The organism is Kibdelosporangium persicum (assembly GCF_013280595.1).
GTDB lineage: Bacteria > Actinomycetota > Actinomycetes > Mycobacteriales > Pseudonocardiaceae > Kibdelosporangium > Kibdelosporangium persicum.
The window spans coordinates 88,265-113,693 of sequence record NZ_JAAATY010000021.1 but is presented as its reverse complement, the minus strand read 5'-3'; the positions used below and the strand labels follow the sequence as shown (position 1 = coordinate 113,693).

Below are 25,429 nucleotides of genomic sequence, written 5' to 3'. Positions count from 1 at the left end.
TGCAGGCGTGGCTCCCATACTCCTGCTAGGTGCGGGCGAGCGCGCGAAAGCAGCTCTGGCGGCAGTCCGGCAACGGCCGCACGCCTGGATTCCGGTCGGCTTCCTGGACGACGATACCGCTCTGCAAGGCAAGGACATCGACGGTGTGCCGGTGCTCGGCGCGCTCGACCTGGTCTACGAACTGCCGGACGCTGGTCTCGTGGCGTGTGATCCGGGTGTCCGGGAGCGGATCTTCCTGCCGGACGAGCGATGGGTCACGCTCTGATGCGGATTCTGGTCTACCCGCACGCCATGGAGATCGGCGGTTCCCAGCTGAACGCCATCCAGCTGGCGGGCGCGGTGCGGGACCGTGGGCACGAGGTGATCGTCTTGTCCGAGCCGGGCCCGTTGGTGAAACGCGTGCACGACCTCGGTCTGGAACACATCGAGATCCCGTTGAGTCGTCGTCGGCCGTCTCCCCAGGTGCTCGCCACCTTGGCCAGGACCGTCCACGAGCGACGGATTCACGTAGTGCACGGCTACGAGTGGCCACCGGTGATCGAGGCTGTCTTCGGTCCGGGTCTGCGCTGGCGCACACCGGTCGTCGGCACGGTGATGTCGATGTCCGTCGTACCGTTCTTTCCCCGGACTGTTCCGCTGGTCGTGGGCACCGAGGCGATCCGTGAGGCCGCCTTGGCCGCTGGACATCACCGGGTGACCTTGCTGGAACCGCCGGTGGACACGGAAACCGACCACCCGTCGGTGGACGGCGCAGCGTTCCGGCAGGAACACGGGATTCCGCGGGACGAAGTGCTGATCGCGATGATCTGCCGTCTCGTCCCGGAGCTGAAACTCGAGGGACTGCTCGCGGCTTGCGACGCGGTGGGCGCGTTGGCAGCCGCGGGCCACCAGGTGCAGTTGGTCATCGTCGGCGATGGCCGGTCCCGCGGGGAGATCGAAGCCCGTGCCGCCAAGGCGAACGCACTGGCTCGGCGCACCGTGGTCCGGCTGACCGGCGAGGTCGCCGATCCACGTCCGGCTTACGCGGCCGCGGACGTGATCGTCGGGCAGGGCGGCTCGGCCCTGCGCGGCATGGCGTTCGGCAAGCCGTTGGTGGTCGTCGGCGAGCAGGGTTTCAGCGAGCTGCTCACGTCCGACACGGCACCGCTGTTTCTGAAGCAGGGCTGGTACGGCCTTGGCGGCAACGGCGCGCTGGACCTGCGCAAGCACCTCGGAACGCTGCTGGAGTCCCGTGACCTGCGCGGTTCACTCGGCGAGTTCGCGCGCAAGCTTGTGGTGGAGCGGTTCGCGCTCACCCGTGCCGCCCGCGTCCAGGAGGACGAGTACCTGTTCGCGGCACGGACCAGGACGGCGACGGCGGAGATCGCCGCCGACCTGATCCGCTCCGGCAGCGGAGTCGTGACCACGAAGGTACGGACCAAGTACCAGAGGTGGCGCGGCACTCTCGCGACCGACGACGCGAACGCCAAGCCGGTCGTGGTGTCACGCGGAACGGCGTGACGCCTTGAAGACGAAGTCGTACATGCGGTGATCAGGGCGGTCGAGCGTGCGCGTCTCGGCGACTTCGATGGTCCACTCGTTCTGTGCCAGCAACGAAGTCAGCGTGTCGGCACCGAAGAAGATGTCGTGCGGGATGTCCGGCTTGTCCGCCGCGTGCCGATGCGCTTCCTGGGGATCGTGCCCGACGATCAGCAACGTCCCGCCGGGTGCGACGGCCTCGGCGATACGCCGGTGCAGCTCCAGCATGTCCTCTTTGGGCTGGAAGTGCACGTACTGCGCGGACACCAGGTCGTACGTGCCGGGCACGGGCTCCTTGGCCAGGTCGAGGTGCAGCCACTCGACCTCGGTGCTGTGCTGCTTGGCCCGGTCAAGGGCGACGCTGGAAACGTCCACACCGGTCACCCGCCACCCGCGCCCGGCCAGCCAGATGGCGTCGGCACCCTCACCGCAGCCCACATCCAGCGCCGTCCCCGGCCTGAGCCCGGACACCTCGGCGACCAGCGTCGGATTGGGGTTGCCACTCCACTTCCGGTCCTTCTCCCGGTACATGGTGTCCCAGAACGCTTCGTCCATCACAACGTCTTCCATACCGGCCACTGTGCGCCCGGACGAGCGAAACAGGCAACCTTCGTTGCCAAAACCGCAACACCCGGGTCACTTGAGGATGCCGAGAGTCCTGCGCAGCGGCCACACCGCGGGGGCGTACGCCACCAGGCCCAAGGCTCCGCCCAGGAGCAGCTGAAGGACCGACGGTTCGGTGAGCCACCGGACCACGAGAATCACCGCGACCATGCAGACGGCTCCGAGCACCGGACGCGCCAAGGGAGCGGCCAGTGCTCGGACCGAGATCCCGGTCCTTGCCACGGCCATCGCGTACGCCGGAAGCATCAGCAGTAGCGCGACCCCGGCGTGCGCGATGCCGACACCTTCGATCCCGCCGAGCGACGCACCGATCGGCAGGCACACCAGCAGCGCCACCAACCAGCCCGCCTGCAACCACAGAGTCGTGCGGGAACGACCGAGCGCCACCAGGAAGTCGTACGCCAGCTCGGACGCGACCCGGACCACTCCGAGCAAGGCCAGGAACTGCAAGGCCACCGCCGAACCGGCCCATGGCTGGCCGTACAAAGTGGTCACGACCGGCAACGCGAGCAGGCCGAGGATTACGCAGACCGGCAGGGTCGGGATGGCCAGGACCATGGCCATCTTCGCGAAGACAGCCTGTCGTTGCTCCCGATCGTCCTGCACACGGGCGAACGCGGCCAGTGACACCCGGCGGACCACCACCGAGAACACGTTCACCGGCCAGGAAGCCAGGTTGAACGCCTGCAGGTAAAGACCTAGGGCGACCGCGCCGAGCATCGGGCCGGTGAAGACCTTGTCGACGTTCCACATCGCCATCATCAGCAGGCTGGCACCGGCCAAGGGCAGCCCGAACGCGATCAGCTCACGTGCCAGCCTGCTGTCGAAGCCGAGCCTCGGCCACTTGCGGCTCAAGGAGAACAACACCAGCGACGACACCGCGTTGCCGGCGATCTGTCCCCACGCCAGACTCCACGCGCCGTGCCCGGTCGCTGCCAGCGAGACCGTCAAGCCAGTCGTCACCAGCAGGTTCGACAGGTCGACGAACAGCCGCAGGCCCTGCTTGAACTCGCGGTTCATCAGCTGTGCGACGGGTGAACTCAGGCCGTCTATCAGCGCGCTGACACACAGGACCCGGACAACACCAGTGGCTTCGGGCACTTCCATGGCGTCCGCGAACAGGGGCGCACCGAACCAGCACAATGCGTAGACGAAAACGCTCGTGAGCACGGAAATCGTGGTCACGGTCGGCCGGATGCGCTCAGGATCGCCGGGCCAGCGGACCATCGCCAGGCTGACCCCGAGCTCGTTCAACGACAGCAACGTGATCAACGCCACGAACGCGATCGCGTACACGCCGAAGTCATGCGGTGTCAGCAGCCTCGCCAGCACGATTCCGGTGAGGAAGGTGCCGAGCCTGCCGACGACCGTGTTGAGCAGGCTCATCCGCAAAGCTCTGCGAACAGGGGATCTGGTCGTCATGCCACCCGCCGCCTGTCCCACCACACGACCACAGTGGACACCGCGAGCACGATGGTGAGCTCGTCCAACGGCACCCGGAACCGGATTCTGGTGAAGAACACGGCCAGCAGCAGCACGTTCAGCACGATCGCCCAGAGGCAGAGCTTGTCCACCCGGTGCGGCGGGAACCGTTTGAAGATCATCACCCGGAGCAGTGCCAGGGCGAGGATCGGGTAGTAGCTCAGTGCGGCGAGCAGGTCGGACGCACCCTGGCCCGCGGTCTTCAAGGTGTCGCTGTAGGCGAAGTTGTGCATGACCTTGGCCGCGTACAGGCCTGCGGCCTGAGCGGGGTTGGCGGTGATCCACTCGACGGCCTGGTCGCTGTAGAACTTGTCGATCCCGACCTCGTCCAGGTTGAGTTCCTTGGCCCGTTGCTCGTACGCCGTGACGTCGACACTCGTCCCGCTGCTGCCCGTGGCACCCGGGTTGTTGCCGAGCAACAGGTTCACGCCGTTGTTCGTGGAAACCGGGATGAACGCCCCCATCACGACAGCGTTCCGGAGGCACCACAGGCCGGGGATGATCGCCGCCGCGACCAGCAGCACAGCGACCGCCTTACGCGCCCGCCACCCGATGAACAGAGCGACGAGCACCAGTGTCGGTGCGAAGGACGGCACAGTGATCGTGAGGAAACCGGCCGACAGTCCACTCGGGATCGCCCATACCCAGCGATGCTTGGCCCGCAGCCCGAACTCGAACATCGTCATCAGCAGGAGCAGCGCGGGCATCTGCGGGTACAGCGCGGTCGCCGTGTACACGAACAACGGGTACGCCGCGGTGACGACGGCAACGAGCGCGCCTGCGACTGGCGAGATCCGCCGAGCCAACAAGTATCCGAACCACACCACACCGGCCAGGCAGGCAACTCCCAGCAGCCGCATGACGAACACGTTGCCCCCGCTCACCAGGTGCAACGGCAGCAGGAGGAACGGGTATCCCGGTGGGCGGTAGGCGGTCGAGTCCGTGCCGAACGCGAAACCGCGGCCGTCGACCAGGGACTGGGTCAACTCCAGGTAGACGTGCTCGTCCGAGTACCGCAACTCGTTGCCGAGCATGACCGCGTATCCGCCGGCGAGCAGCAGGCTCAGCCCGGCCGCGGCCATGGCGATCTGCTTGCTTCGCTCGCTGAGCCAGTCGAACACGGCGGCCGACCGGTGCGTTGCCAACTGTGTCATCGGACTGCTTCCCACATCGGCGGAAGGACAGGGGTTTGTGCTTGGACCGTGCGCAACAACGCGCCGCTCGCACCGACCAGGACAAACGTCAGGCCGGTCGCGGTGGAGAACCACAGCAGGTCGAACGTGGCCGCCCCGAGCGCCACGATGGCCTGTGCCGCGATCAACGACAGCGCCAGATCGCGCACGACCGGGTCCGGGCTGATCGCCCGGACCTTGGCGGCCGAGTACATGCCGACAAGGAACAGGAAAACCAGGACGATCAGTCCGATGTAGCCGTTCTGGACGAGCGTGCCGAGGTACTGGTTGTCCAGCGGACCGTACTTTTCGGACAGGTAGGTTCCGTTGCCACGGCCGAGAAGCCAGTGTTTGGCGATCTGCTCACCGGCTGACTCGTAGTCGTCGGTGCGTCCCTCGATGCTCGGATCGCTGCCGATGTTGTCGAACAGGCTGTACAGGGTGCCGATCAACCCCGGCACGACCATCCTGAGCACGACGAGGAATCCGGCGGCGGCGATGAGCGCCTGGCCGCGGCGTTTGCCCGGCCAGCCGATCAGCAGCACCACGCCACCGAGGCACAGACCGAGGATCGCCGAGCGGGACAGCGAGATCACCGCGCCCGCCGCGATGATCGCCAGGCACAGCCACCACTTGCCGGCTTTCTGGCCCGACTCCTTCGCCCGGTAGGCGTAGTGCGCGGCGAACGGGACGCCGATCGCGCACACCACGCCGAACTCGATGGGATGCCCGGTCGTTCCGGCAGGCCGGCGGAACGTCGCGCGTTCCAGCACGAAACCGTCATCGGTGACCGGCCGCAGACCCGGCACGGCCAGGTACTTGGTGAGGTCGAAGGCGATCGAGAACTGGAGGAAACCGATGAACGCCACGACGCCGATGGCGACCGTCATGAACTTGAGCAGCACGTCCAGTCGTGCCAGGTTCCGCACGCCGTCACACACCGCGATACCCACGCAGATCGTGCCGAACACCACGACGATCGTGCGGTCCGCGCCTTCCAGCTCGTCCATCGGCAGGTAGTTGCGCGTGGCGTAGCCGTAGGTCGCCAGTTGCGAGATCGCGTACAGGAACAACGCCGTTCTGGCGATGTTACGCCCCTTGGCGACGCCGAGGGTGGTGACCAGTTGGCAGCAGAACCAGATCACGCCGAGCGCGAGGCCCGCGAGGGTGGCCGGGGTGATGGACATCGGGATGCCGCTGATCACCAGCCGGGCCGGGATCATCAACAACATCAACAGGAAGACGCATGCCAACGTGGCGCCGTCAGCACGCTGAACACGGGACATGGATCAGCCGGGCTTCTGCGTGACGGGGTGCGTACGCACCGTCTCGCCTGAGGATCCGTTCTGCTCCAACGAGCCTTGGTGCTGCCACTGCTGCTGCGCGCGTTCCCGGCTGCGCTTTTTCTTACGGGACTGGGTGAAGCTTTCCATCGCGTACGCCGACGACAGGCTCGCGATGAACCCGAGTGCCAGCGCGACCGCGGCGAACCGGACTTTGCCGCCCGTCTTCGGTTCGGCGTTGGTCGGCGAGATGATGTCGACCGGGGTGATGAACGTGGAGGCCGGTGCCTTCAGGGCCTCCTGGCTCTGCTTGAGCTCGGTCCTGGCCCGGTCGAGGACTTTGCCGACAGTGTTCTTGGCGTCGTCCGGCGTGCGCGCCAACGCGACCACGACGATGAAGGGACCGGTCAGCTGGCCGTTGCCGATCTCGTAGCCGATCTGCTTGCTGGCGCCCGTCAGCTGCTCCTGCACGACCGGGTCCTGCAACTTCTGGATGATGATCGTGGCCGAGGTGTTCAGGCTCGCGTCGAACGCCAGCAACGGATTCACCCGGTCGGCCGGACCCTGCTGGTCGGCCGCGACCCGCGCGCCGTCCGTGGGGGACGTCAGCACGATCGTGCCGCTGGATTCGTACTCGGTGTCCACCGACAGGTAGACGCCGGCCGCGAGGCCAAGGGACACCGCGAAGACCGGCACTGCGACGCGCCAGCGGCGCAGCAGCACCTTGAGCGTCTTCCAGAAGTCCATCACGTCCCCGATCGGCGTGGCCCGATTGTGTTCTCTTCCCGAGCAATCTGCGTGACCAGGCTTTCTGTTACGCCGAGCGATCACGCTCACGGGCCGGGTTCGGGTGGTCGCTCCGCGATGCGTGGCGGAGGTGGCCGGGGCGCCGCTGGGGGAAGTCGGCTAACAGCCCGTGGTCACCAGGCGATGTCGTTGGCAGTGACGACGCCGAGACGGAGGTGGCGGGAGTGTACGTCGCCTCGACGCGGAGTCCAGGTAGGACACCGCGTGTGTCAGGCCGGTTACCTGGAACCGTTTTCGCGCTCGGCACCGTGAGCCTGCTGACCGACATCTCCGCCGAGATGGTCACCGCGTTCCTGCCCGTTTACCTGATTTACACGTTGCAGATGAGCTACGTGCAGTTCGGGTTGCTGGACGGTTTGTACACGGGCGCCACCGCGATCCTGCGGCTCGTCGGCGGTTACGTGTCGGACAGGACCAGTAGGCCCAAGCGCGTCGCGCTGGTCGGCTACGGCCTTTCTGCCGTGACCAAGCTGGTTTTCCCGCTGGCCGGGACATCGGGTGCGGGCATCGGTGGCGTTCTCGCCGTCGACCGTGCCGGCAAAGGAATCCGGACCGCGCCACGGGACGCGCTGATCTCCTTGGCCACACCGCCGGACCAGCTCGGCGCCGCTTTCGGTGTGCACAGGGCGATGGACACAGTGGGCGCGCTGCTGGGCCCGTTGCTGACTTTCCTGATCCTGTACCAGTTGGGTTCCGCCGCCGGGCCGGTGTTCGTGGTGAGTTTTGTCTTCGCCGCGATCGGCATCGTCGTTCTGCTGACCTTCGTACGGGAGCGCGGCGGCAGGGTCCAGCGCAAGCGGGTCTCACCGAAGGCAGGGCTGGGCCTGTTGCGGGACGCCAAGTTCCGGCGGGCCACGATCGCGGCCGCGTTGCTCGGCCTGGTGACAATCAGCGACGCGTTCGTGTTCGTCGTGCTGCAGAAGGTTTCGGACATTCCGGTCGGATTCCTGCCGTTGCTGCCGTTGGGGACCGCTGCCGTGTTCCTGCTCGCCGCGGCTCCGATCGGCCGGATGGCGGATCGGCTGGGCCGTTGGAAGGTGTTCTTCGCCGGGCACGTGCTGCTGCTGGTGACTTACGCGATGTTGTTGGTGCCTGGTGGCGGATTCACCGCCATGGCGGTTGCATTGGCCGCCCATGGACTGTTCTACGCGTGCACGGATGGCGTTCTGTCGGCGTACGCCAGTGGATTCGTGCCTGCCGGCTTGCGGGCGACCGGGCTCGCGACCATCCAAACCGGACAGGCGTTGACGCGGATGGTCTCGTCGGTCGTGTTCGGCGTGATGCTTGCCGCCATGGCGATGTCGACGGCCGTTGTCGCGTTGGCGGCTGTGCTGGTCGTTGCGCTGGTCGTGGTCGCGTTCCTGGTGAGGTCCGCTTGAAGACCTGGGTGTCAGGGCATCGGGTGCTGGTCGGTGTCGCCGCGATCGTGCTGCTCGTGCTGGGCGGCGGTGGATACGTGGCGTGGACTGCGGTGAAGCAGCCGGCGGTGACCGAAAACGCGCCGACGCCTGTCGCCGGGGACGTGATGTACATCGACCTCGATGGCGGCCAGGATCGCGTGACCACCCGTGCCGCCGACGGGCAGCGGACCGTCAGCGCTCTGCGTTGCCAGCGGTTCTACCGCTCCGGCAAGACCTCGGTGTGCCTGCGGCTCGCCGGGCCTGGGCCTGCTTACGAAGCCGCAGTGATGACCAACGATAACACTGTCGTGAAAACTGTTCCGCTGCCAGGAATCCCGAGCCGGGCCCGGGTGTCCGCATCCGGCGACATCGTGTCCTGGACGTCGTTCGTGACCGGCGACTCGTACGCCGTGCCGGGCGGCTTCTCGACCCGCACCGGGTTCTTCGACCTGCGGTCCGGTGAGGTCACCGAGTCGATCGAGCACTTCGACGCGACCGTCAACAACAGGCCGATGAAGGCGGCGGACGTCAACTACTGGGGTATCACGGTCGCGTCCGACGACCGGACCTTCTACGCCACGCTGGCGTCCGGCGGGCTGAACTGGCTGGTCAAGGGCGATCTGAAGGCCAGAACCGTGCGCGGTGTCCGGCAGAACGCCGAGTGCCCGTCGCTGTCGCCGGACGGCACGAAGGTCGCGTACAAGAAGCGCCCCACGCCGCTCGACAAATGGAGCCTTGTGGTGCTTGACCTGGGCACGAACCGTGAAACGACCTTGCCTGGCACCGCCGGGATCGATGACCAGGCGGCCTGGATCGACCAGCACACGCTGGCCTTCGGCATGGCCAAGCAGGAACAGCGAACAGCGGTGTACTTCGTGCCCGCGGACGGGTCCACGGCGGCCCGGCCGGAGATTGATAACGCCGCTTCACCGGTTTCGGTGAAATAGTGGAGGCTGTGGGCGAACCTGTGGTCAGTGTCGTCATCGCGGCACACGACGAGGAGGCAGTGATCGCGCGGTGTCTGCGGTCGCTGACCAGTGGGGCCAAACTGGGCGAGTTGGACATCATCGTGGTGGCCAACGCGTGCGGCGACCGGACCGCGCAGATCGCCAGAGCGGAACGAGCACGCGTGGTGGAGACCCCGGTCGCGGGCAAGGCGCACGCGCTCGGCCTCGGCGACGCGGAATGCCGGACCTTCCCCCGGCTGTACCTGGACGCCGACGTCGACCTCGACATGGCTTCCTTACGCCGCATGCTCAACGCCATCGAACGCGGCGCGCTGGCGTGCTCGCCGGTCCCCGAATACGACCTGACCGGTGTCTCCGCTGTCGCGTCGCGGTTCCATCGCGTGTTCGACCAGCTGCTCACCGGTCGCCGTGGCCTGGCCGGTGCCGGGGCGTACATGCTCAGCAAAGAGGGGCACGGCCGGGTTTTCCCGCTGCCGACGGTGATGTCGGACGACGGCTGGGTGCATCGCACGTTCTCCGCGAGCGAGCGGCAGTCCGTCGAAGGCGCACGCTCTGTGGTGCGACCGGCGCGTACGGTCGGTGCGGTGATTCGCAGGCGAGCCCGTGTCCGGCTGGCCAACCGGGAACTGGACCGCCTGGGGCGTAAGGCCGATGAGCCGTCGCTGGGTGCGGGCCAGTTGGTGACACTGGTTCGGCAACGGCGGGTGAGTGTGCTCGACGCGTTGTGTTTCCTGGGAGTCCTGCTGGCGGACAAGATCGTCGCGCGCTGGCGGCGGGTGCGTGGCACGGACGCGGCGTGGTCGGCCGATCGCAGTTCACGTTAGGCCATTCTGCCTATACCGCAATGGTTATTCACGGTCCCACGACCGCCTCGGTGATCGGGTTACTTGCCCCAACGGACGCATTTGGTGTTGTTTGGCCAAACCGGTAACCCCTGCCCTCTTGGCAACGACATGGGGAATGTCGGCCGGAGATGAGAAAGAGGGCGCCAAGGTGACTCGTGGGCATGTGCTGATCATCGTCCAGAACCTGCCGGTTCCCTTGGACCGCAGGGTGTGGCTGGAGTGCCAGGCGCTCACCGCGGCCGGCTTCACGGTGTCGGTGATCTGTCCAAAAGGGCCGGACGACTCCGCGTACCAGGAGCTTTCCGGCGTGCACATCTACAAGTACATTCCGCCGCCACAGGCGAAGGGCGCACTGGGTTACCTGCTGGAGTTCGTCTACTGCTGGCTGCGCACCGCCAGGCTGACGCTGAAAGTCTGGCGCCGCGAACCGTTCCACGTGATACAGGCCTGTAATCCACCGGACACGTACTGGGCGCTGGCGCGATTATGGCGTGGCCGCGGTGTGAAGTTCGTCTTCGACCACCACGACCTCAATCCCGAGGTGTTCCGTTCCCGGTTCGGTGAGCCGGAAGGCCTCGCCGCTCGTGTCCAACTCGCCGGGCTGTACTGGTTGGAACGCAGGACTTTCCACACGGCCGACCGGGTGATCTCGACCAACCAGTCCTACCAACGGATTGCCTGGGACCGTGGTGGTGTACCACCCGAGCACACCGCCGTGGTGCGCTCCGGGCCGGACACGTCGGTGATGAGACCGGGCGAGCCGAAGCCGGAACTGCGCAACGGCCGTGAGCACCTGGTGGCGTGGCTGGGAATCATGGGGCCGCAGGACGGCGTCGACGGCGTGCTCGAGATCGCCCGCAAGATCGTCCACGAGCACGGCCGCGAGGACGTGCAGTTCGCTCTGCTCGGTTTCGGGGACTGCCTGGAGGACCTGAAGAAGCAGTGCACCGAACTGGGGCTGGACGACCACGTGACGTTCACCGGACGGGTCGGCCCCCGGGAGATCGCCGACTACCTGTCCACCGCGTCACTCGGGCTGTCGGCGGACCCGCTCAGCCCGTTGAACGACGTGTCCACAATGAACAAGACGATGGAGTACATGGCCTACGCACTGCCCGTGGTCGCCTACCGTCTTACTGAGACGGTCGTGTCCGCGGGTGAGTGCGCCGTGTACCTGGAGCCGGGCGACACCGACGGGTTCGCCAAGGCCGTCATCGACCTGCTGGACGACCCCACCCGGCGCAAGGAACTGGGCACCGCGGGCCGCGGCCGCGCCCAAGAGGTGCTCGACTGGCGCCCGCAGGCCGAAGCCTACGTCGGGGTCTACGAATCGCTGTTCGGTCTTGGACCGAGCTACTCCGTGCCGCCGTCACGGCCGGCCGTTGTCTGAAAGGCAGCACATGTTCGCCAGACGCATCTCGGTGGTCGGGACCGGTTACGTCGGCCTGACCACCGGCGCGTGCCTCGCGTCGCTCGGTCACCGGGTGGTGTGCGGCGACGTGGATCCTGAGAAGGTCGAACGACTCAGGCGGGCCGAGGTGGACATCCTCGAACCCGGCCTGGCCGAGCTGGTGGCCGAAGGCCTCGCGGCGGGCAGGCTGTCGTTTGTCGTCGGAGCTCAGGCCGCGATCACCGGGCACGAAGAGGGCGCCGAGATCGTGTACCTCTGTGTGCCGACCCCGATGGGCGTCGGCGGGGTGGCCGACCTCAGCACGGTCGAATCGGTCATCGACGAGGTCCGCGGGCTGCTCAGGTCCGGAACGGTGATCGTCAACAAGTCGACCGTTCCGGTCGGCACCGCCCAGCGCACCAAGGAACTGCTCAACCGCGCGGACGTGTCGGTGGTCAGCAACCCCGAGTTCCTCCGCGAAGGCTCCGCGGTCGACGACTTCCTCAACCCCGACCGGATCGTGGTCGGCGGTGACGAACAGGACGCCGCCGAGCGTGTCTCCGCGCTGTTCGCCCGGTTGGGCGCACCGACGGTGCTGACCGACGCGGCCAGCGCCGAGTTGGTGAAATACGCGGCGAACTGCTTCCTGGCGATGAAACTGTCCTATGTGAACGCCATGGCCGAACTCTGTGAACGCCTCGGCGCGAACATCGCGGACGTCACCGAAGGCATGGGCTACGACCGCAGGATCGGCCAGGCCTTCCTGTCGCCCGGGCCCGGCTGGGGCGGTTCCTGCCTGCCGAAGGACACGTCGGCGATGCTCCAGGTCGCCGACGCCGCCGACTTCGAGTTCCGCCTGCTCAGGGCCACGATCGACACCAACGAACGGCAGCGCCAGCGGATCGTGGAGAAGATCCGGCTCGCGGTCACCGGCAAGCGCGGCGGTTCACTGTCGCACATGCGTCTGGGCCTCTACGGACTGACGTTCAAGGCCAACACCGACGACCTGCGGGACTCGCCTGCGCTCGCCGTCGCGGCGTTGTTGCGTCAGGCCGGCGCTGAGCTGGTGGCGTATGACCCGGCCGTGCGTTCGGACAATTTCCGTCCGGAGATCGGCTCGGTCACTGTGGTGGACGACCCGTACCTGGTCGGCAAGGAAGCCGATGCGCTGGTGATCCTGACCGAGTGGCCGGAGTTCCGTACTCTCGACTGGCCGAAGCTGGCCTCGGTGGTCCGCAACCCGGTCGTGGTCGACACCCGTAACCTGTTGGACAAGGACACCTTGCGGCGCGCGGGTTTCACCTGGACCGGGCTCGGTCGTTAACGGAACCTGCGGGCGATCGCCTTGAGCTGAGGAGCGAGGGGCGACGCCTTCGCCGCGGTGACAGCGGCTCGACTGATCCGGCGGACCGTCGTCCGCGGTCCTGAGGCGACCGCGCCAATGCACACAGTGGACGATCCGGTCATCGCCCGGCGCTTGTACTCGTCCTCGCCGCGGCCGAGATCGATCCGGTTGATCCCGAGTCGCGGCGCGGCCATGACCATTTCCCGCAACAGGATCCAGCCGGGCGAGTACGTGCCGAACTTCCGGTCGTACACCGGGAACCACCAGTGCAGCACTTCGCCGGATCGAATCCCGAAGTGCGCGGCCAGCAGGTGCGGTCCGGCGTACACAGTGGACAATACGCCGAGATTACCGGCGTGCAGCCGGTAGAGCAGGTCTTGGTTCGCCTGATCGGCGAAGTGGTCCTTGGCTCCGGTGGACGCGTACTGCTCGCGCTTCATCGCGATGACGCGGCCGAGTCCTTCGGTCGCCTCGACGGTGAACTCCACCGGGCCGAGCTCGCGGGACACCTTGCTGGTCAGCCTCCGGGCCTCGGACATCTTGTCCCGTCCGCTTTTGGTCACCCGCTTGGTGTATCCGTCCAGACCGCCGGACACGTCCATGACGGGTGAGGTGCGCCGTTCTTCGACGTACGGATCGAGATCCCGGTAGCCGTCCAGCAAATGGTCGAAGCTGAGGCACCGGATACCAACGTCCGTCAGGATTCTCCGCGGCGAGAACCGGACACCGGGTTCGAGCAGCGGCCCTTGGAAGTCGGCGCCGGGCGACCCGGCCGGCCGGGCCGAACTCCCGGTCTTGTGCAGCGGCCAGACGAAACCGTCGCCGAGCAGCACGTCAACCGGCTGTCCAGCGTGGACCGCCGCGATGTACTCCGGCGTGAAGTACGGGCTGTCCCAGCGGGAATCACCGTCCCGGATCGCCCGCCAGGCCGTGAAGTCATCCTCTGTCAACGATCCGAACGGCACGAGTCTCATTGCGGCAACACCCGCAGGCGTCGCCTCGGCTTCAGCAACGACTCCAACGCCGCTTTCGCTGTCGGTCGTCCGGCCAACGCCCGGATTCCCTCGCCGACGACCACGGCCGCGAAGTACCCGGCCCAGGCCAGGAAACCGTAGTGCCGCCGGACCACGCGCGTGCGGTTGACCGTGAGCAGCGCCCACAGCATCGGATTGGTCCCCGAGTCGCCGCCGTCGTGCTCGAACACGGCGTCCGGCGTGTACCAGGTCATGTACCCCAACCGCCCGGCTCGCAGCGCGAAGTCGGTTTCCTCGCCGTACAACAGGAAGGACTCGTCCCACCGGCCGGCACTGCGCACGGCCTCAGCCGAAAGCATCAGCACGCCGCCGGTCGCCCATGCGGCAGGCCCCGCGAGGTCGTACCTTTTCGGGTCGGTGATCAGTTCGCCGAGCGTTCCCCAGCGTCCGGCCCGGTTTCCGCCGATCAACGCCTCCGCCCAGGCCCGCAGAACCGTTGGCGGGCGCCGCAACGACGGTTGCAGGGTGCCGTCCGGGTTCTCCAGCTTCGGCGCCGCGATGCCGACACCTGGGCGCTGGAAAGCGGCTGCCAGCTTGGCGACCGCGCCTGGGCGGACCCGGACGTCCGGGTTGATCACAAGAACGGCGTCATACGGCCGCAGCGAAGCGATCGCGGCGTTGATCCCGGCCGCGTACCCGGCGTTGCGGCCAAGATTCACGACCCGAACCGGCAACCCGGTGAAGCTCTTGGCGATTTCACACGTCGAGTCACGAGAAGCGTTGTCAGCGACCACGATCTCGGTCAGGTCGACGCCGTCGAGCCCGTCGGGCAACGAAGCGAGACACGAACCGAGAGCGTCCGCGCTGTTGTACGTCACGGTGACGACGGCGACTCTCACGCCAACCTCATCGCGCCGGGCCACGGGTCCGTTTCACCAGCCCTGCCGCGAACCTGCGGGCTTCCCGGCGCAAGCCCGGCTGACCGGCGAGCACGTCAGCTGTCCACGATGGATCTATGTCGTGCCGCAGGCTGGTCCTGGCCTGCAACCACGATTCAGGTTCCGCCGCGCCGCCGTCACTCGTGTAGACCACACTCGCGCCCGCGTACCGCAACCGGCTCAACACAAGCCGGTCGTAGGACCCGAACGGCACGGCCATCCGGGTCACCGGCTGCCCGGTCACTTCGGCGAGAACCCGTGGCGCGGTCACCATTTCCTCGACCGCTTGGGAAAAGTCGACCCGCCGCCAGTCCCGGTGCGACCACCCGTGCGATCCGATCTCCATTCCGGCATGCCGAAGCTCCCGGACATCCGCCCGGTCGAGCCTGCCCGGCTCGCCGAGCAGCCCGGCGAGCACGAAGAACTCGGCGGTCAGGCCGCGTTCCAGCAAGCGGGGCAAGGCGATCTCGATGTCCGAGGAGTTGCCGTCGTCGAACGTGATGCGCACGTCCGGTCTGCCGGCAACGGCGTCCATGACCTGTTCGAACTGGTCGACGGTGACCCAGGTGCCGTCTTCGCCGGGTTCCAGGTCCCGTGGTGGTTTCCCGATGCCGTGCACGGTGAGGTTGATGACCTTTGCTGGCATCGGCGGCCTTTCTCGCGGCGTGCTGTCCACTCGGGTATCGGCGCCGGGGGCCGGGTATTACCCGTTGACATTCATTGGTCTAGTCCACCGCCCGAGGCAGCGTCCGGAGCCGTGAGGCTGGAGTCTCCTTCCTGGCGTCCTGTCCTGGTTGCCGCCCGAGGTCCACCATTCCGTCACGGCTCCGAAAGCCCTCTGCTCCTGGCGTCCTCGTTGCTGCCTGCGGTCGGTCTTCCGCGCCGCGAGGTTGGGAGCACCTGCTCCTGGCGTCCTGTTCTGGTGCCGTCTGCGGTTCGCCCTCCGCCAGGGCCCCGGAAGCGGTCCTGGCACCTGTCCTGGTTGTCGCCCGTACCAACGGTCCGTTCGCAAATCTGGTTGTCCACAACCGACCGGTAACCCTTTGACCAGGCCTTATCCCGAGTAGAATGGAAGCGGGGCCGGCCCCCGGGATGGGCGGGGGGATGTCTTCTGGGGGTATGACCTTATTTGGGGGCGCCTATATGGGGTGGCGTCGGCTTTGCGGCCGCATGGTGGGTGGCGCTTGACGAAGCTGGGCCGGGTTCGGGCTCAGGAGGGCCCTGGACAAGCGTGCCCTCGGTCTGAGTCCCGCGCCGCCCTGCCCTGGGCCTCGGCAGGCGGTCAGCTCTCCGAGTACTGCGCGGTACGCAGGTTCGCCTTGGCTCCGGCGGCCGGTTTCCTGCGGGTCTTGGGCAGCATCAGGATGCCGACCGCGGCGATCAGGAAGCACACGATCTCGGCCAGGGTCGCGATCGTCGGAGTCTTGGCGCCTTCGCCGAGTACCACGTAGCCGATGCCGATCGCGACGATCGGGTCGGCCAGGGTGAGCGCGGCGACCACGAGGTCGGGCGGGCCGCTGGCGTGGGCCTGCTGGATGAACCACACCGCGACCGGGATCGAGAGGATCGCGCCGATCAGCGATCCGGTCGGGAAGTCCGCGGGGTTGCCGTGCTCCAGGCTGAGTGCGGCGAGCCGGATCACCACGGAGGCGAACCCGAACACGACGCCGCCGCCCGCGGCGAACGCGAGGCAGCGGACCAGGCCGTGGCCGATGCTGCCGATCAGGCCGAGCACCATCAGCAGCAGGCCGACGATCATCGCGATCAGCACGGCCGTCTCGTCGGAGACCCGGGTGACCTGGGCGTTCGACGCGGCCAGCGACGTGAAGCCGCCGACGCCGAGCACGATCGCCATCAGTGACAGCCAGGTGCCGACAGACAGGCCGGATCGGTCACGCCGGGCGCTTGCGACAGTGGTCACGGCGATGCCCAGGACACCGATCGGCTGGATCACGGTGACCGGGGCGAACGCGAGCGCACCGAAGTGCAGCGCGCTGCCGATGACCACTGCCAGCTGGCCCATCAACCAGCGGCGATTGCGGAGCAGGTGCAGCAACGCGGCGAGGCTGACCAGCTTGCCGCTCTGTTTGCCACGGACGGCGGTGTTCTGCCACAACGCCCCCAGGCCGTTCAGCACTGCCCCGGCGATCGCCAGGACGAGCGCTAGCCATAGCAGACTTCCCACAAAGTCAGCCTATTGGGCATTCACACCCCGTACCGCGCGATATCCGTGGTTCCTAGGTCACAAACAGAACTCGGCAACTGTGTCCTGACCTGCTGTGTCAACTTTGGTTGACAGCGCAGCCGTGTCAACCTACATTGACACCATGAGTGAGGCGACCAAGCTGGCGACCGCCGCCGGCGACAAAGACCCCAAGGTGGGGCTGCGTGCGGTCGCGGCGTTGCGCAAGCTGCTCGAGTGGCTCGAAGCGGTGCAGGTCCGCAACGCGCGGGCGAACGGGTGGTCATGGCAGGACATCGCGAACGAGCTCGGCGTCAGCCGGCAAGCGGTGCACAAGAAACATGGGAGGGGATGATGTTCGAGCGGTTCTCCGGCGCGGCCCGGAACGTGGTCGTGACCGCGCAGCAGGTAGCCCGCGACGCCGGGGCGGGCGAGATCGACAGCCCGGATCTGCTCGTCGCATTGCTGCGCACGCGCGACGACATGATCGCCCACCTGCTGGCCGGGTACGAGCTGTCCGCCGACGGCCTGGCCGAGGAGTTCGCCAAGGCCAGGCGCCGGGGCGGGATGACCGAGGCCGACCTGGCCGCGCTGAGCTCGTTCGGGGTCGATGCCGACAGCGTGATCCGAGGCGTCGAACAGACGCTCGGGGAACAGGCGCTGGCCATGCCGGTCCGCAAACGGCGCTTCCTGAAAGGGCACATCCCGTTCAGCTCCGAGGCGAAACGAACCCTGGCGCAGTGCCTACAGGAAGCACTGAACCGCAACCAGCGGGAGATCGGCGCGGAGCACCTGCTGCTCGCGTTGCTGACCGGCAGGACGCTGGCCTCGGAGGCCCTCCAAGCCAAGGGCGTCACGTATCAAGGCGTCAGCGACCAGCTCGCGAAGGCGTCATGACGGCCAAGCGGGCGGAGCCGAAGCCGCCACCGCGCGTCCGGCGTCTGCCCGACCCCAGGTTTCTGCTGCTCAGGATGTGGCTCAGATAGGTCCATCCGATTAGGGGTAGTCAACGTACCCTCGGACGCTGTAAAAAGCAGTGCGCCGGATGGCGTAACCGCTTCGACCTGTTGGTCCTCGCGGATCCATCCGGCGCACTCGTGTCTTCTCGGGTTCCATCACACCCGGTCGGACACTCCGGCCGCTCGTCCGCGAGTGGTCGGCACAGCCCCTCGTTGTGCCGGCCAGGCGTCGCGGCCAGTGAGGGAGCCCCGGCGCCGCGGGGGCATCGCGGCGCCGGGGCCCAGGCCCCGACCTGACCGGGCGCGGTCGGCAGGTCGGGTGGCTCTGGGAGGTGCATGGAGCACCGGGTACAGCCCCGGGACAGAGTTCAGCCCTAGGTGAGACGCACTCAGGGCAGGGATATGCCGCGAAAAAGGGAAATCAGTCCGGCGCGGTCGCGGGCAGACCCGCGCACCGCCCGGTTTCGGTACGGGTGTGCTCCCGCGGCACCAGGCCCGCCTGCGGCGGAGCCAGAGCGCTGTGCGGGGTCAGGACGGCGAGCAGGCCACGCGCGTCCGAACCGCCGTTGCCACCGGCCGAAGCCGTCGGCGCGGGGGCGGCCGGAGCGACCGGCGCCGACGGACCCGGCATCGGGCCGGGGCTCTTGTCGGCGGGCGCCACCTTTTCCTGGATCGAGCCCACCCGGACCGGATGGGCGGTCGCTTGCGTTCGGCGGACCTCGTGGTGCTGGACGCGCGGGCGCTCGGTCACCGGAGCCTCGGTCACCGCGGGCGCCGGCGGCTCGGTGGCGGCCACCACCGGCGCGGGAACCTCGGCGGCGGTGGTCTCGACAGTGCCGCGAGCCGTGTTCGAGTCCGTGGTCGTGTCGGTGTCGGACTTCGGATCCGGCGTCAGCAAATCCACCACGGGCTCAGGCAACAGCGAGTTGTCACCGTCGTCACCAGGAGTGGACTGCGGGCTGTCGGTGACCCGGTCGACGACCGTGGTCACGGTCTTCTTGACGCCGCTGACTGTGCTGGTCACCGTTTTCGTGACCGTGTTGACGGTGTTGGTGACCGTGGTGGTCACCGTGGAGACGGTGGTGTTGACCGTGCTGACAACGCCACCGAGCAAGCCGCCGACCAGACCGCCGCCCTGCCCGGAACTGACCTTCTTGGCCGGTTTTGCGGGCTGCCGCGTCGATTGCTGTGCCGACTGCTGTGGCGCCGACTGCTGCTGGGCCGACTGCTGTGGGGCGGACGTGATCCCGGGGAGCTCCGGCAGCTTGATCAGATCGGCCGACGCGGTGCCGCTCATGAGCAGGACACTGGCCAGCCAGCCCGCCGCGGTGAAGCCGGTCAGCAGGAGCAGGCGCATGACGAGGCGACGCAGCATCGCGCAGGCGCCACGCGCCTGACCCGAGCCGGTCACCAGGACCACCACCGTTTCCACCCAACCAGCCTTGGACACATCGCGACGACATCCGCGCCTCGTCGCACTCGCATCGCCGATTGCACCCTAGCTGCGCAAGCGCCGCCCGGAAAGGCGGATCTCGTTGTCCGGCCCCGGTGTGTCCATTCGGCGACGATCATAGTCCGTCGTGTTCACCGAACTGGGTGATCCTTCTAGTGCGACTGGGCGAGTGCCGGGACACCCGGTCAATGTGTCCTTCGTGGACACTCAACACACGATGCGACTCAGCGAATGGGTGAGCCGATGGCACCGGCGGATACCGGACCTCGTCTTGCACGATCCAGACGGGCCGGGGGAATCTCTTGTCCGAGCTGGACAGTTGGTCGTCGAACCGGCGGCGGTCCAACCGGTCTCCGAACAACTGCGCCGGTGGGTCGACCGGATTGACCCAAGTGGACGCATAGTGTTGCGTGACGAACTGCGCGGCCGTCCCGTCGAAGTCGCCGCGGACGTCACCGGCAAATGGCGGGCCGCACCCAATCACGTCCACATCGGCGGGCCGATCATGCTCGGCACCCCGACCTGGATCGGCGGACCGGAAATCGACGTCCCGGCACCAAGGCCACCCGCGCCGGAAACCTGGGACCCACCCGTCACGGTCGCGGTCCTGGACACCGGCCTCGACCCGCACCCCTGGTTCGCGGGACGGCCCTGGCTCACCGAATGGGGCCTGCAACCCGAAATCCTCGACCACGACATCGACGGAACACCCGACTGGCAGGCCGGCCACGGCACATTCGTGGCGGGCGTCCTGATCAGCAAAGCACCCGGCGTCACGATCAGGCACCACCGAGTCCTGTCCTCCATGGGCATCACCGACGACACGACAGTCGCCGCCGCTCTGCGTGCCGTCCAGGCCCGCGGCCACATCGACATCATCCTGCTCACGTCAGGCTGCTACACGGCGGACAACCAATGCCCGCCGATCCTGGAACACGAATTCGCACAGATCACCGACACGATCGTGGTCGTCGCGGCGGGCAACGGCGGAAGCAGCCGCCCGTTCTGGCCCGCCGCACTGGACACGGTGACAGCCGTCGCCGCGTCCGACCAAACCGGCACAATCGCGGCATTCTCCAACCGCGGACCCTGGGTCGACGCCACCGCGCCCGGCGTGGACATCATCTCCAGCCACGTCCGGCTCAAACCCGACACGCCCGGCGTCGCCCCAGGCACCGAAGCCAGGGAATACGGCTTCGCACGCTGGAGCGGCACCTCCTTCGCGGCCCCCAACGTGGCCGCCGACCTGGCGAAACTCCTGCACAACGGCCACCCCCCGGCGGAAGCGCTCGACAGGCATTCACTCGATCACCCAACATTGTGAACGCGATTTGGCGGTGACCACTGGCACGCACAGTCGTCGACGCGCTACTCTATGGATGCTCGCCCCCTCCCCCTCGGCGAGCCAAACGTCCCCGCTCCCCGGGACCCCCAGCCGGGTCGAGCGGGGACGTCCTACGCTCCGAGCCTTAGTCGCTCGCTTTGCTCGCTTCCCTCGGCTTGGACGATTATTTTGGGGGGCCGAGCCCCCCAAACCCCCCACGTTGGCGCTTCGCGCCTTGGCGGGTGCTTCGCACCCTTACTTTGGGTTCGGGTGCTTCGCTCCCTCGCTTGGCTTCGGGTGCTTCGCGGCCTCACTACTGATTCCTTTGGGTTCTTTGCGCTGTGTCCTCTTTTTTTCTGGCCGACTGCCTGTGGCCTCTGGCTTTTCTTGCTGCTCTTTGCCTTGGGCTTTCGCTCCTTCCTTCCTTCCTTGTCTTCTTGGGTTCTCTCCCTTCTGTCTTTGCTTCGATTCTCTTCCTTTCGGGTTTCTTGGCTTATCTCTTCGTCTTTGTGGGTTGTCTGGCTTTCGGTTTTCGGTTGCTTTGCTGGTTCTTGGTGTGGGCTGCTGGGGTCACTCGGGTGGGTGGGATTTGGGGGGTTTGGAGCCTGGGGGTGGGGTTGGTCGTCTGAGGGGGCATGGATGCGCTTGATGAGCTGGGGTGGCGGGAGTTGGTTGCCGTGCATGGGCCTCGGGTTTGGGCCGTTGTCCGGGGTTTTCGGCTGGCCGAGGCTGATGCCGAGGATGTTTTTCAGACGACCTGGTTGAATCTCGCCGAACACCTGGCCGACATTCGGGATGGCGAGCGGGTTTCCGCTTGGTTGGCCACCGTGGCCAAACGGGAATGCCTTCGGGTTCTGTCGGTTCGGCGGCCTTTGCCTGTTCGGTGGCGGCCTGAGGTCGCGCAGGACGGGGTTGAGCACCTGGTTCTTCGGGATGAGCGGGATCGGCAGCTCTGGGCCGCTTTTCGGGCTTTGCCTGATCGGTGTCAGCGGTTGTTGCGGCTTTTTGTGTATGCGCCGGAATTCGGCTATTCCGAACTTGCCGATGCCATCGGCCTGCGGGCAGGCAGCGTCGGCCAGGCGAAAGGACGGTGCCTGCGGGCATTGCGGGGCAAGCTGGACCGGAGCCTCTTCGACCAGATCGATCCGGCACCGGCCGTGATCGCAGTACCGCGGCAGCCTGGGCCGCGGTTCGTCACCCTGCCACAGGCGACCAGGAGTGCCGAGGCAGCGCTGAAGTTCGGGTATCGGGAACAGACCGTGCAGGTGGAGGTCGGCGCGATGCTCACCGGAACGGTGCTGCCGCGCGCTGACGTCCAGGTGTGGTGGCCGGAGGGCATGGTCCGAGTGGACGTCGACGACCACGGCCTGTTCAGGGCGGACGTGCCGCAAGGGCCGGTGCGGCTGGCCGTTGACGGCGTGGTCACGGACTGGTTCGTCCGATGAGCCACGCCGAAGCGATCGCATCGGTCGAGCGAGGCGAATTCGCCAGGGCGTTGGAACAAGCACGCCAAGCGCTGGATACCGCGGCTGCGGCGGATGTCGGCCAGATCTGGTTGACCATCGCGTGGATCGAGTTGGAGCGGGGGAATCCGCGAGCTTGCGCCCGTGAACTGCGCAAGGCACGGGAATCCGGCGCCCCACCTGCACGAATCCGGTGCCTGGACGGCCTGCGGATGTGCGCGATCGGGGCCTACGAGCAGGCGGTGACGGAACTGTCGGCCGCGATGCGCGAGCTGGGCGGTGACCCGAAGTGGTTGGCCAATGCGCTGACCGGTCGAGGAATTTCCCGTGCCTACCTGTTCAGGTTGGCGGCGGCGGACCGCGATTTCGCTGCGGCAGCGAGCATTCTGACCCGGTTGGGGGAGCACGAACGGGTGGCAGTCTGCATCCACAATCGCGGTTTTGTCGCGTTGCAGGCGGGTGACTTGCCGAAGGCGCTTGAGTTGTTCGAGCGGGCGAGCGGCGGACTGCGTGCGGGGCGGGCGGAAGCGTTGATCGACCATGCTTCCGCGTTGCTGGCCGCGGGAATGACCCGGGACGCCAGTGCCCTGCTGGAGCAGGCGGAACCACTGCTGGCGGGCCGGGAGAGCCGACTGGCGGAAGCCGTGCTGGCCGCGGGGTACTGCGCGCTCAGGGCCGGGGACATCGACCACGCCGCCGGGGAGGCCAAGCGTGCCCAGGAACTCTTCCGGGCGCAGCGAAGACCGGCGTGGATCGCCGCGGCCGACGCGTTGGCGTTGCGTACCAACCTGGTTGACGTGTCGGCGGCGAAGAGAGTCGCGGATCGATGTCTGCGGTGGGGGAAACGGACCGAAGCGGCCGAACTTCTGCTCGATGCGGCGAAAGTGGCGCCGGAGCTGCTGGTCCGCCTGCGCTCGGAACGCTTTGCCGCCACCGCGCGACTGCGGGCGATCGGCTGGCTGGCCGAGGCCAGGCTGGCGACCAGCAGCCAGGCCAGGTTCGCGGCATGCCAGGCCGGGATGCGAGTCGTCACCGAGTACGCGGCGGCGATGGGACCGGGCGCGGGTGAACTCGCCGCCGAGCTGGCGGGGGTGGCCATCGCCCAGACGAGCCGTGCTCGCACGGTGTTCCAGTGGATCGAGCGGCAGAGGATCATCGTGCTGCCGCAGGTCGATACGGCGGATCTGGTCGAACTCCGGGCCGCTGAGGCGGAAGGGGACGTCGGCCGAGCGGCTCGACTCGAAGACAGGATGCGCCGCCACACCCGCGCCTCCTACGGTACGGGCCACATCGACGACCTGGTCGAGGCGCTCGGCGAGCGGATGCTGGTCACCTTCGCGGTGTGCCAGGGCTCTGTCGTGGCCTGCACTGTCGTCGATGGCGTTGTGCGGGTGCACCACCTTGGCAGGCCGACCGTCGCCGCTCACCTGTCCACCGAGCTGGATGACCAACTCCTCAGGCCACTTCGGACCGGTGACCGGCCGTTGGTCATCGTCCCGGCCGCCGGGATGTCCGAAGTGGTCTGGGCGGCGATGCCGTCCTGTGCCGGACGACCGGTTTCCTTGGCGCCGTCAACGGCGGCGTGGCTGCGTGCCACGCGAGCCACGACCGGGGCTGGTGCGGTCGCCGTCGCTGGGCCCGGGCTGAACCATGCCGAGCGGGAAGCCGGACTCCTCGGTCACCGGGTCATCGAGTCCACTGTGGACTCGGTTCTCGCTGTCATGGACGGCGCCGATCTCGTCCACGTCGCCGCTCATGGCAAGTTCCGCCGGGACGCGCCGATGTTCTCGTGCCTCCAACTCGACGACGGCCCGCTCTACGGCTACGACCTGGCGAGGCTCAAGCGGGCACCGCGAATCCTCGTCCTGTCGGCGTGTGAGGTCGCCCGTGCCGACGTGTTCGCCAACGTGCTGCTGGACCGGGGCGGCCAGGCCATGATCGCCAGCATCCTGCCTGTCCCTGACGAGGCCGCTGTCGACCTCATGGCCGACTTCCACGACCGCCTACGTGCCGGACACGCGCCCGCCAAGGCTTTGGCGGACGCGCAGGTCCGGCACGGTCACCTCGGGTTCAGCTGCTGGGGTTCGGGGTGAGTTTGTGCAGCCGGGACACGGCCTCGTCCAGCACCTCGTCCTTCTTGCAGAACGCGAACCGCACCACGTGCTGCCAGTTCTCCGGCGTGTCCGTGAAGACCTGCACCGGCACGGCCGCGACGCCGATGCGTTCGGGCAGCTCACGGCACAGCTGGAACCCGTCGGTGAAGCCCAGCGGGCGGACGTCCGCGCAGACGAAGTAGGTGCCTTCGCTGGGCCGGACCTCAAAACCCGCCTCCGACAAACCCGCCACCAGACGGTCCCGCTTGGACTGCAACCGCGCACGCAGGTCCGAGACCCAGGCGGCTTCGTGCCGCAGCGCGTGCGCGACCGCGGGCTGGAAGGGGGCGCCGCCGACGAACGTCAGGAACTGCTTCGCCGCCTTCGCGGCCGCGACCAGTTCCGCGGGCCCGCACATCCAGCCGATCTTCCAGCCCGTGCAGTTGAACATCTTGCCCGCGCTGGAGATGGTCAGCGTCCGCTCGGCCATGCCCGGCAGCGAGCCCAGCGGCACGTGGGCGCGCCCGTCGAAGATCAGGTCTTCGTAGACCTCGTCGGTCACCGCGATCAGGTCGTGCTCGACGCACAGCTGCGCGATCGCGGTCAGCTCCTCGCGGGTGAACACCGTGCCGGTCGGGTTGTGCGGGGTGTTGATCAGGATCAGCCGCGTGTTCGGCGTGATCGCCGCCCGGATCGCCTCGATGTCCGGCGCGAACCGGCCGGTCTGGGGGTCCTCGGCCAGCGGAACCACGCGACGGGTCGCGCCCGACAGGGCCACGCACGCCGCGTACGAGTCGTAGTACGGCTCGATCAGCAGCACCTCGTCACCCGGGCCTGCCAGACCGAGCAGGGCGGACGCGATGGCCTCGGTCGCGCCGACCGTGACGAGCACCTCAGTGTCCGGATCGAAGTGCGTTCCGTAGCGGGTCCGGTGCTCGGCGATCGCCTGCCGCAGTTCCGGGCGGCCCGGGCCCGGCGGGTACTGGTTGATCCCCGAGGCGATCGCCTTCTGGGCCTCGGCCAGCATCGACGCGGGCCCGTCGGTGTCCGGGAAGCCTTGGCCGAGGTTGACCGCGTTGGTCCTGGTGGCCAGGGCGGTCATCTCCGCGAAGATCGTTGACGTGAACGGCTGGAGCCGGGGAGTCAGAGCTGCACGACGCACGATGGGTCATCCTCACGGACAATGGACCCGTGGAGCAACTGGGTGCC

Annotated in this window: 23 protein-coding genes; 12 read left to right on the top strand and 11 right to left on the bottom strand. The window is 67.5% G+C overall.

Annotated features, from left to right (window positions below; translation table 11 throughout):
• The first annotated feature begins 7 nt into the window (after window positions 1–7).
• Entirely contained in the window at window positions 8–265 is a 258-nt protein-coding gene (locus GC106_RS31220; protein ID WP_173138063.1) for an LbetaH domain-containing protein, read from the top strand.
• Complete coding sequence (locus tag GC106_RS31215; RefSeq protein WP_246367167.1) at window positions 250–1,500, top strand: glycosyltransferase family 4 protein; 1,251 nt, start codon at window positions 250–252, stop codon at window positions 1,498–1,500. The genes GC106_RS31220 and GC106_RS31215 overlap by 16 nt, the downstream gene beginning before the upstream one ends.
• Here the strand turns inward: GC106_RS31215 and GC106_RS31210 are convergent.
• The 5 genes from GC106_RS31210 to GC106_RS31190 form a co-directional block, all read right to left on the bottom strand.
• On the bottom strand, window positions 1,483–2,088 hold the full coding sequence (locus GC106_RS31210; RefSeq protein WP_173138061.1) for a class I SAM-dependent methyltransferase: 606 nt from the start codon (window positions 2,086–2,088) through the stop codon (window positions 1,483–1,485). The two genes, GC106_RS31215 and GC106_RS31210, sit on opposite strands and share 18 nt — an antisense overlap.
• Window positions 2,089–2,154: 66 nt before the next feature.
• Window positions 2,155–3,564, bottom strand: coding sequence for a lipopolysaccharide biosynthesis protein (locus tag GC106_RS31205; RefSeq protein WP_173138059.1), 1,410 nt, complete (start codon window positions 3,562–3,564; stop codon window positions 2,155–2,157).
• Window positions 3,561–4,778: an ArnT family glycosyltransferase gene (locus GC106_RS31200; RefSeq protein ID WP_173138057.1), complete on the bottom strand. Its 1,218-nt coding sequence runs from the start codon at window positions 4,776–4,778 to the stop codon at window positions 3,561–3,563. The genes GC106_RS31205 and GC106_RS31200 overlap by 4 nt, the downstream gene beginning before the upstream one ends.
• Window positions 4,775–6,082 carry an O-antigen ligase family protein gene (locus GC106_RS31195; RefSeq protein WP_173138055.1) on the bottom strand — a complete coding sequence of 436 codons (1,308 nt, stop codon included), beginning with the start codon at window positions 6,080–6,082 and terminating at the stop codon, window positions 4,775–4,777. The genes GC106_RS31200 and GC106_RS31195 overlap by 4 nt, the downstream gene beginning before the upstream one ends.
• A 3-nt stretch (window positions 6,083–6,085) precedes the next feature.
• Window positions 6,086–6,826 (bottom strand): YveK family protein, encoded by a 741-nt coding sequence (locus GC106_RS31190; RefSeq protein WP_173138052.1) that lies wholly within the window; start codon window positions 6,824–6,826, stop codon window positions 6,086–6,088.
• A 224-nt stretch (window positions 6,827–7,050) separates the two neighbouring features.
• Between GC106_RS31190 and GC106_RS31185 the strand changes: the two genes are divergently transcribed.
• The 5 genes from GC106_RS31185 (at window position 7,051) to GC106_RS31165 (ending at window position 12,813) form a co-directional block, all read left to right on the top strand.
• Complete coding sequence (locus GC106_RS31185; protein WP_173138050.1) at window positions 7,051–8,265, top strand: MFS transporter; 1,215 nt, start codon at window positions 7,051–7,053, stop codon at window positions 8,263–8,265.
• Window positions 8,262–9,233 carry a hypothetical protein gene (locus GC106_RS31180; protein ID WP_173138048.1) on the top strand — a complete coding sequence of 324 codons (972 nt, stop codon included), beginning with the start codon at window positions 8,262–8,264 and terminating at the stop codon, window positions 9,231–9,233. Before GC106_RS31185 ends, GC106_RS31180 begins: the two co-directional genes overlap by 4 nt.
• 8 nt (window positions 9,234–9,241) lie before the next feature.
• Entirely contained in the window at window positions 9,242–10,078 is an 837-nt protein-coding gene (locus GC106_RS31175; protein WP_173138046.1) for a glycosyltransferase, read from the top strand.
• Between the two features lie 169 nt (window positions 10,079–10,247).
• Window positions 10,248–11,489 carry a glycosyltransferase family 4 protein gene (locus tag GC106_RS31170; RefSeq protein ID WP_312873012.1) on the top strand — a complete coding sequence of 414 codons (1,242 nt, stop codon included), beginning with the start codon at window positions 10,248–10,250 and terminating at the stop codon, window positions 11,487–11,489.
• Between the two features lie 10 nt (window positions 11,490–11,499).
• Entirely contained in the window at window positions 11,500–12,813 is a 1,314-nt protein-coding gene (locus tag GC106_RS31165) for a UDP-glucose dehydrogenase family protein (protein WP_173138042.1), read from the top strand.
• On the opposite strand, the gene GC106_RS31160 is transcribed toward GC106_RS31165, so the two are convergent.
• From GC106_RS31160 to GC106_RS31145, 4 genes are all read right to left on the bottom strand, one after another.
• The gene (locus GC106_RS31160) at window positions 12,810–13,808 is read right to left on the bottom strand and encodes a GNAT family N-acetyltransferase (protein WP_173138040.1); all 999 of its coding nucleotides are present in this window, start codon (window positions 13,806–13,808) and stop codon (window positions 12,810–12,812) included. The genes GC106_RS31165 and GC106_RS31160 overlap by 4 nt on opposite strands.
• Window positions 13,805–14,707, bottom strand: coding sequence for a glycosyltransferase family 2 protein (locus GC106_RS31155; RefSeq protein WP_312873011.1), 903 nt, complete (start codon window positions 14,705–14,707; stop codon window positions 13,805–13,807). Before GC106_RS31155 ends, GC106_RS31160 begins: the two co-directional genes overlap by 4 nt.
• A 7-nt stretch (window positions 14,708–14,714) precedes the next feature.
• Window positions 14,715–15,392, bottom strand: a complete 678-nt coding sequence (locus GC106_RS31150; protein WP_173138036.1) for a polysaccharide deacetylase family protein — start codon at window positions 15,390–15,392, stop codon at window positions 14,715–14,717.
• Between the two features lie 636 nt (window positions 15,393–16,028).
• Complete coding sequence (locus tag GC106_RS31145; protein WP_173138034.1) at window positions 16,029–16,931, bottom strand: DMT family protein; 903 nt, start codon at window positions 16,929–16,931, stop codon at window positions 16,029–16,031.
• Between the two features lie 142 nt (window positions 16,932–17,073).
• Here GC106_RS31145 and GC106_RS31140 point away from each other — a divergent pair, with 142 nt between their 5' ends.
• On the top strand, window positions 17,074–17,283 hold the full coding sequence (locus GC106_RS31140) for a helix-turn-helix domain-containing protein (protein WP_173138032.1): 210 nt from the start codon (window positions 17,074–17,076) through the stop codon (window positions 17,281–17,283).
• On the top strand, window positions 17,283–17,825 hold the full coding sequence (locus tag GC106_RS31135; protein WP_173138030.1) for a Clp protease N-terminal domain-containing protein: 543 nt from the start codon (window positions 17,283–17,285) through the stop codon (window positions 17,823–17,825). The genes GC106_RS31140 and GC106_RS31135 overlap by 1 nt, the downstream gene beginning before the upstream one ends.
• Window positions 17,826–18,308: 483 nt before the next feature.
• On the opposite strand, the gene GC106_RS31130 is transcribed toward GC106_RS31135, so the two are convergent.
• On the bottom strand, window positions 18,309–19,337 hold the full coding sequence (locus GC106_RS31130) for a hypothetical protein (RefSeq protein WP_173138028.1): 1,029 nt from the start codon (window positions 19,335–19,337) through the stop codon (window positions 18,309–18,311).
• Between the two features lie 406 nt (window positions 19,338–19,743).
• Between GC106_RS31130 and GC106_RS31125 the strand changes: the two genes are divergently transcribed.
• From GC106_RS31125 to GC106_RS31115, 3 genes are all read left to right on the top strand, one after another.
• Entirely contained in the window at window positions 19,744–20,664 is a 921-nt protein-coding gene (locus tag GC106_RS31125; RefSeq protein ID WP_312873010.1) for a S8 family peptidase, read from the top strand.
• A 635-nt stretch (window positions 20,665–21,299) separates the two neighbouring features.
• On the top strand, window positions 21,300–22,109 hold the full coding sequence (locus tag GC106_RS31120) for an RNA polymerase sigma factor (RefSeq protein WP_173138026.1): 810 nt from the start codon (window positions 21,300–21,302) through the stop codon (window positions 22,107–22,109).
• Window positions 22,106–24,220 (top strand): CHAT domain-containing protein, encoded by a 2,115-nt coding sequence (locus tag GC106_RS31115; protein ID WP_173138024.1) that lies wholly within the window; start codon window positions 22,106–22,108, stop codon window positions 24,218–24,220. Before GC106_RS31120 ends, GC106_RS31115 begins: the two co-directional genes overlap by 4 nt.
• On the opposite strand, the gene GC106_RS31110 is transcribed toward GC106_RS31115, so the two are convergent.
• Window positions 24,198–25,382, bottom strand: a complete 1,185-nt coding sequence (locus tag GC106_RS31110) for a pyridoxal phosphate-dependent aminotransferase (protein WP_173138022.1) — start codon at window positions 25,380–25,382, stop codon at window positions 24,198–24,200. The genes GC106_RS31115 and GC106_RS31110 overlap by 23 nt on opposite strands.
• Window positions 25,383–25,429: the final 47 nt, after the last annotated feature.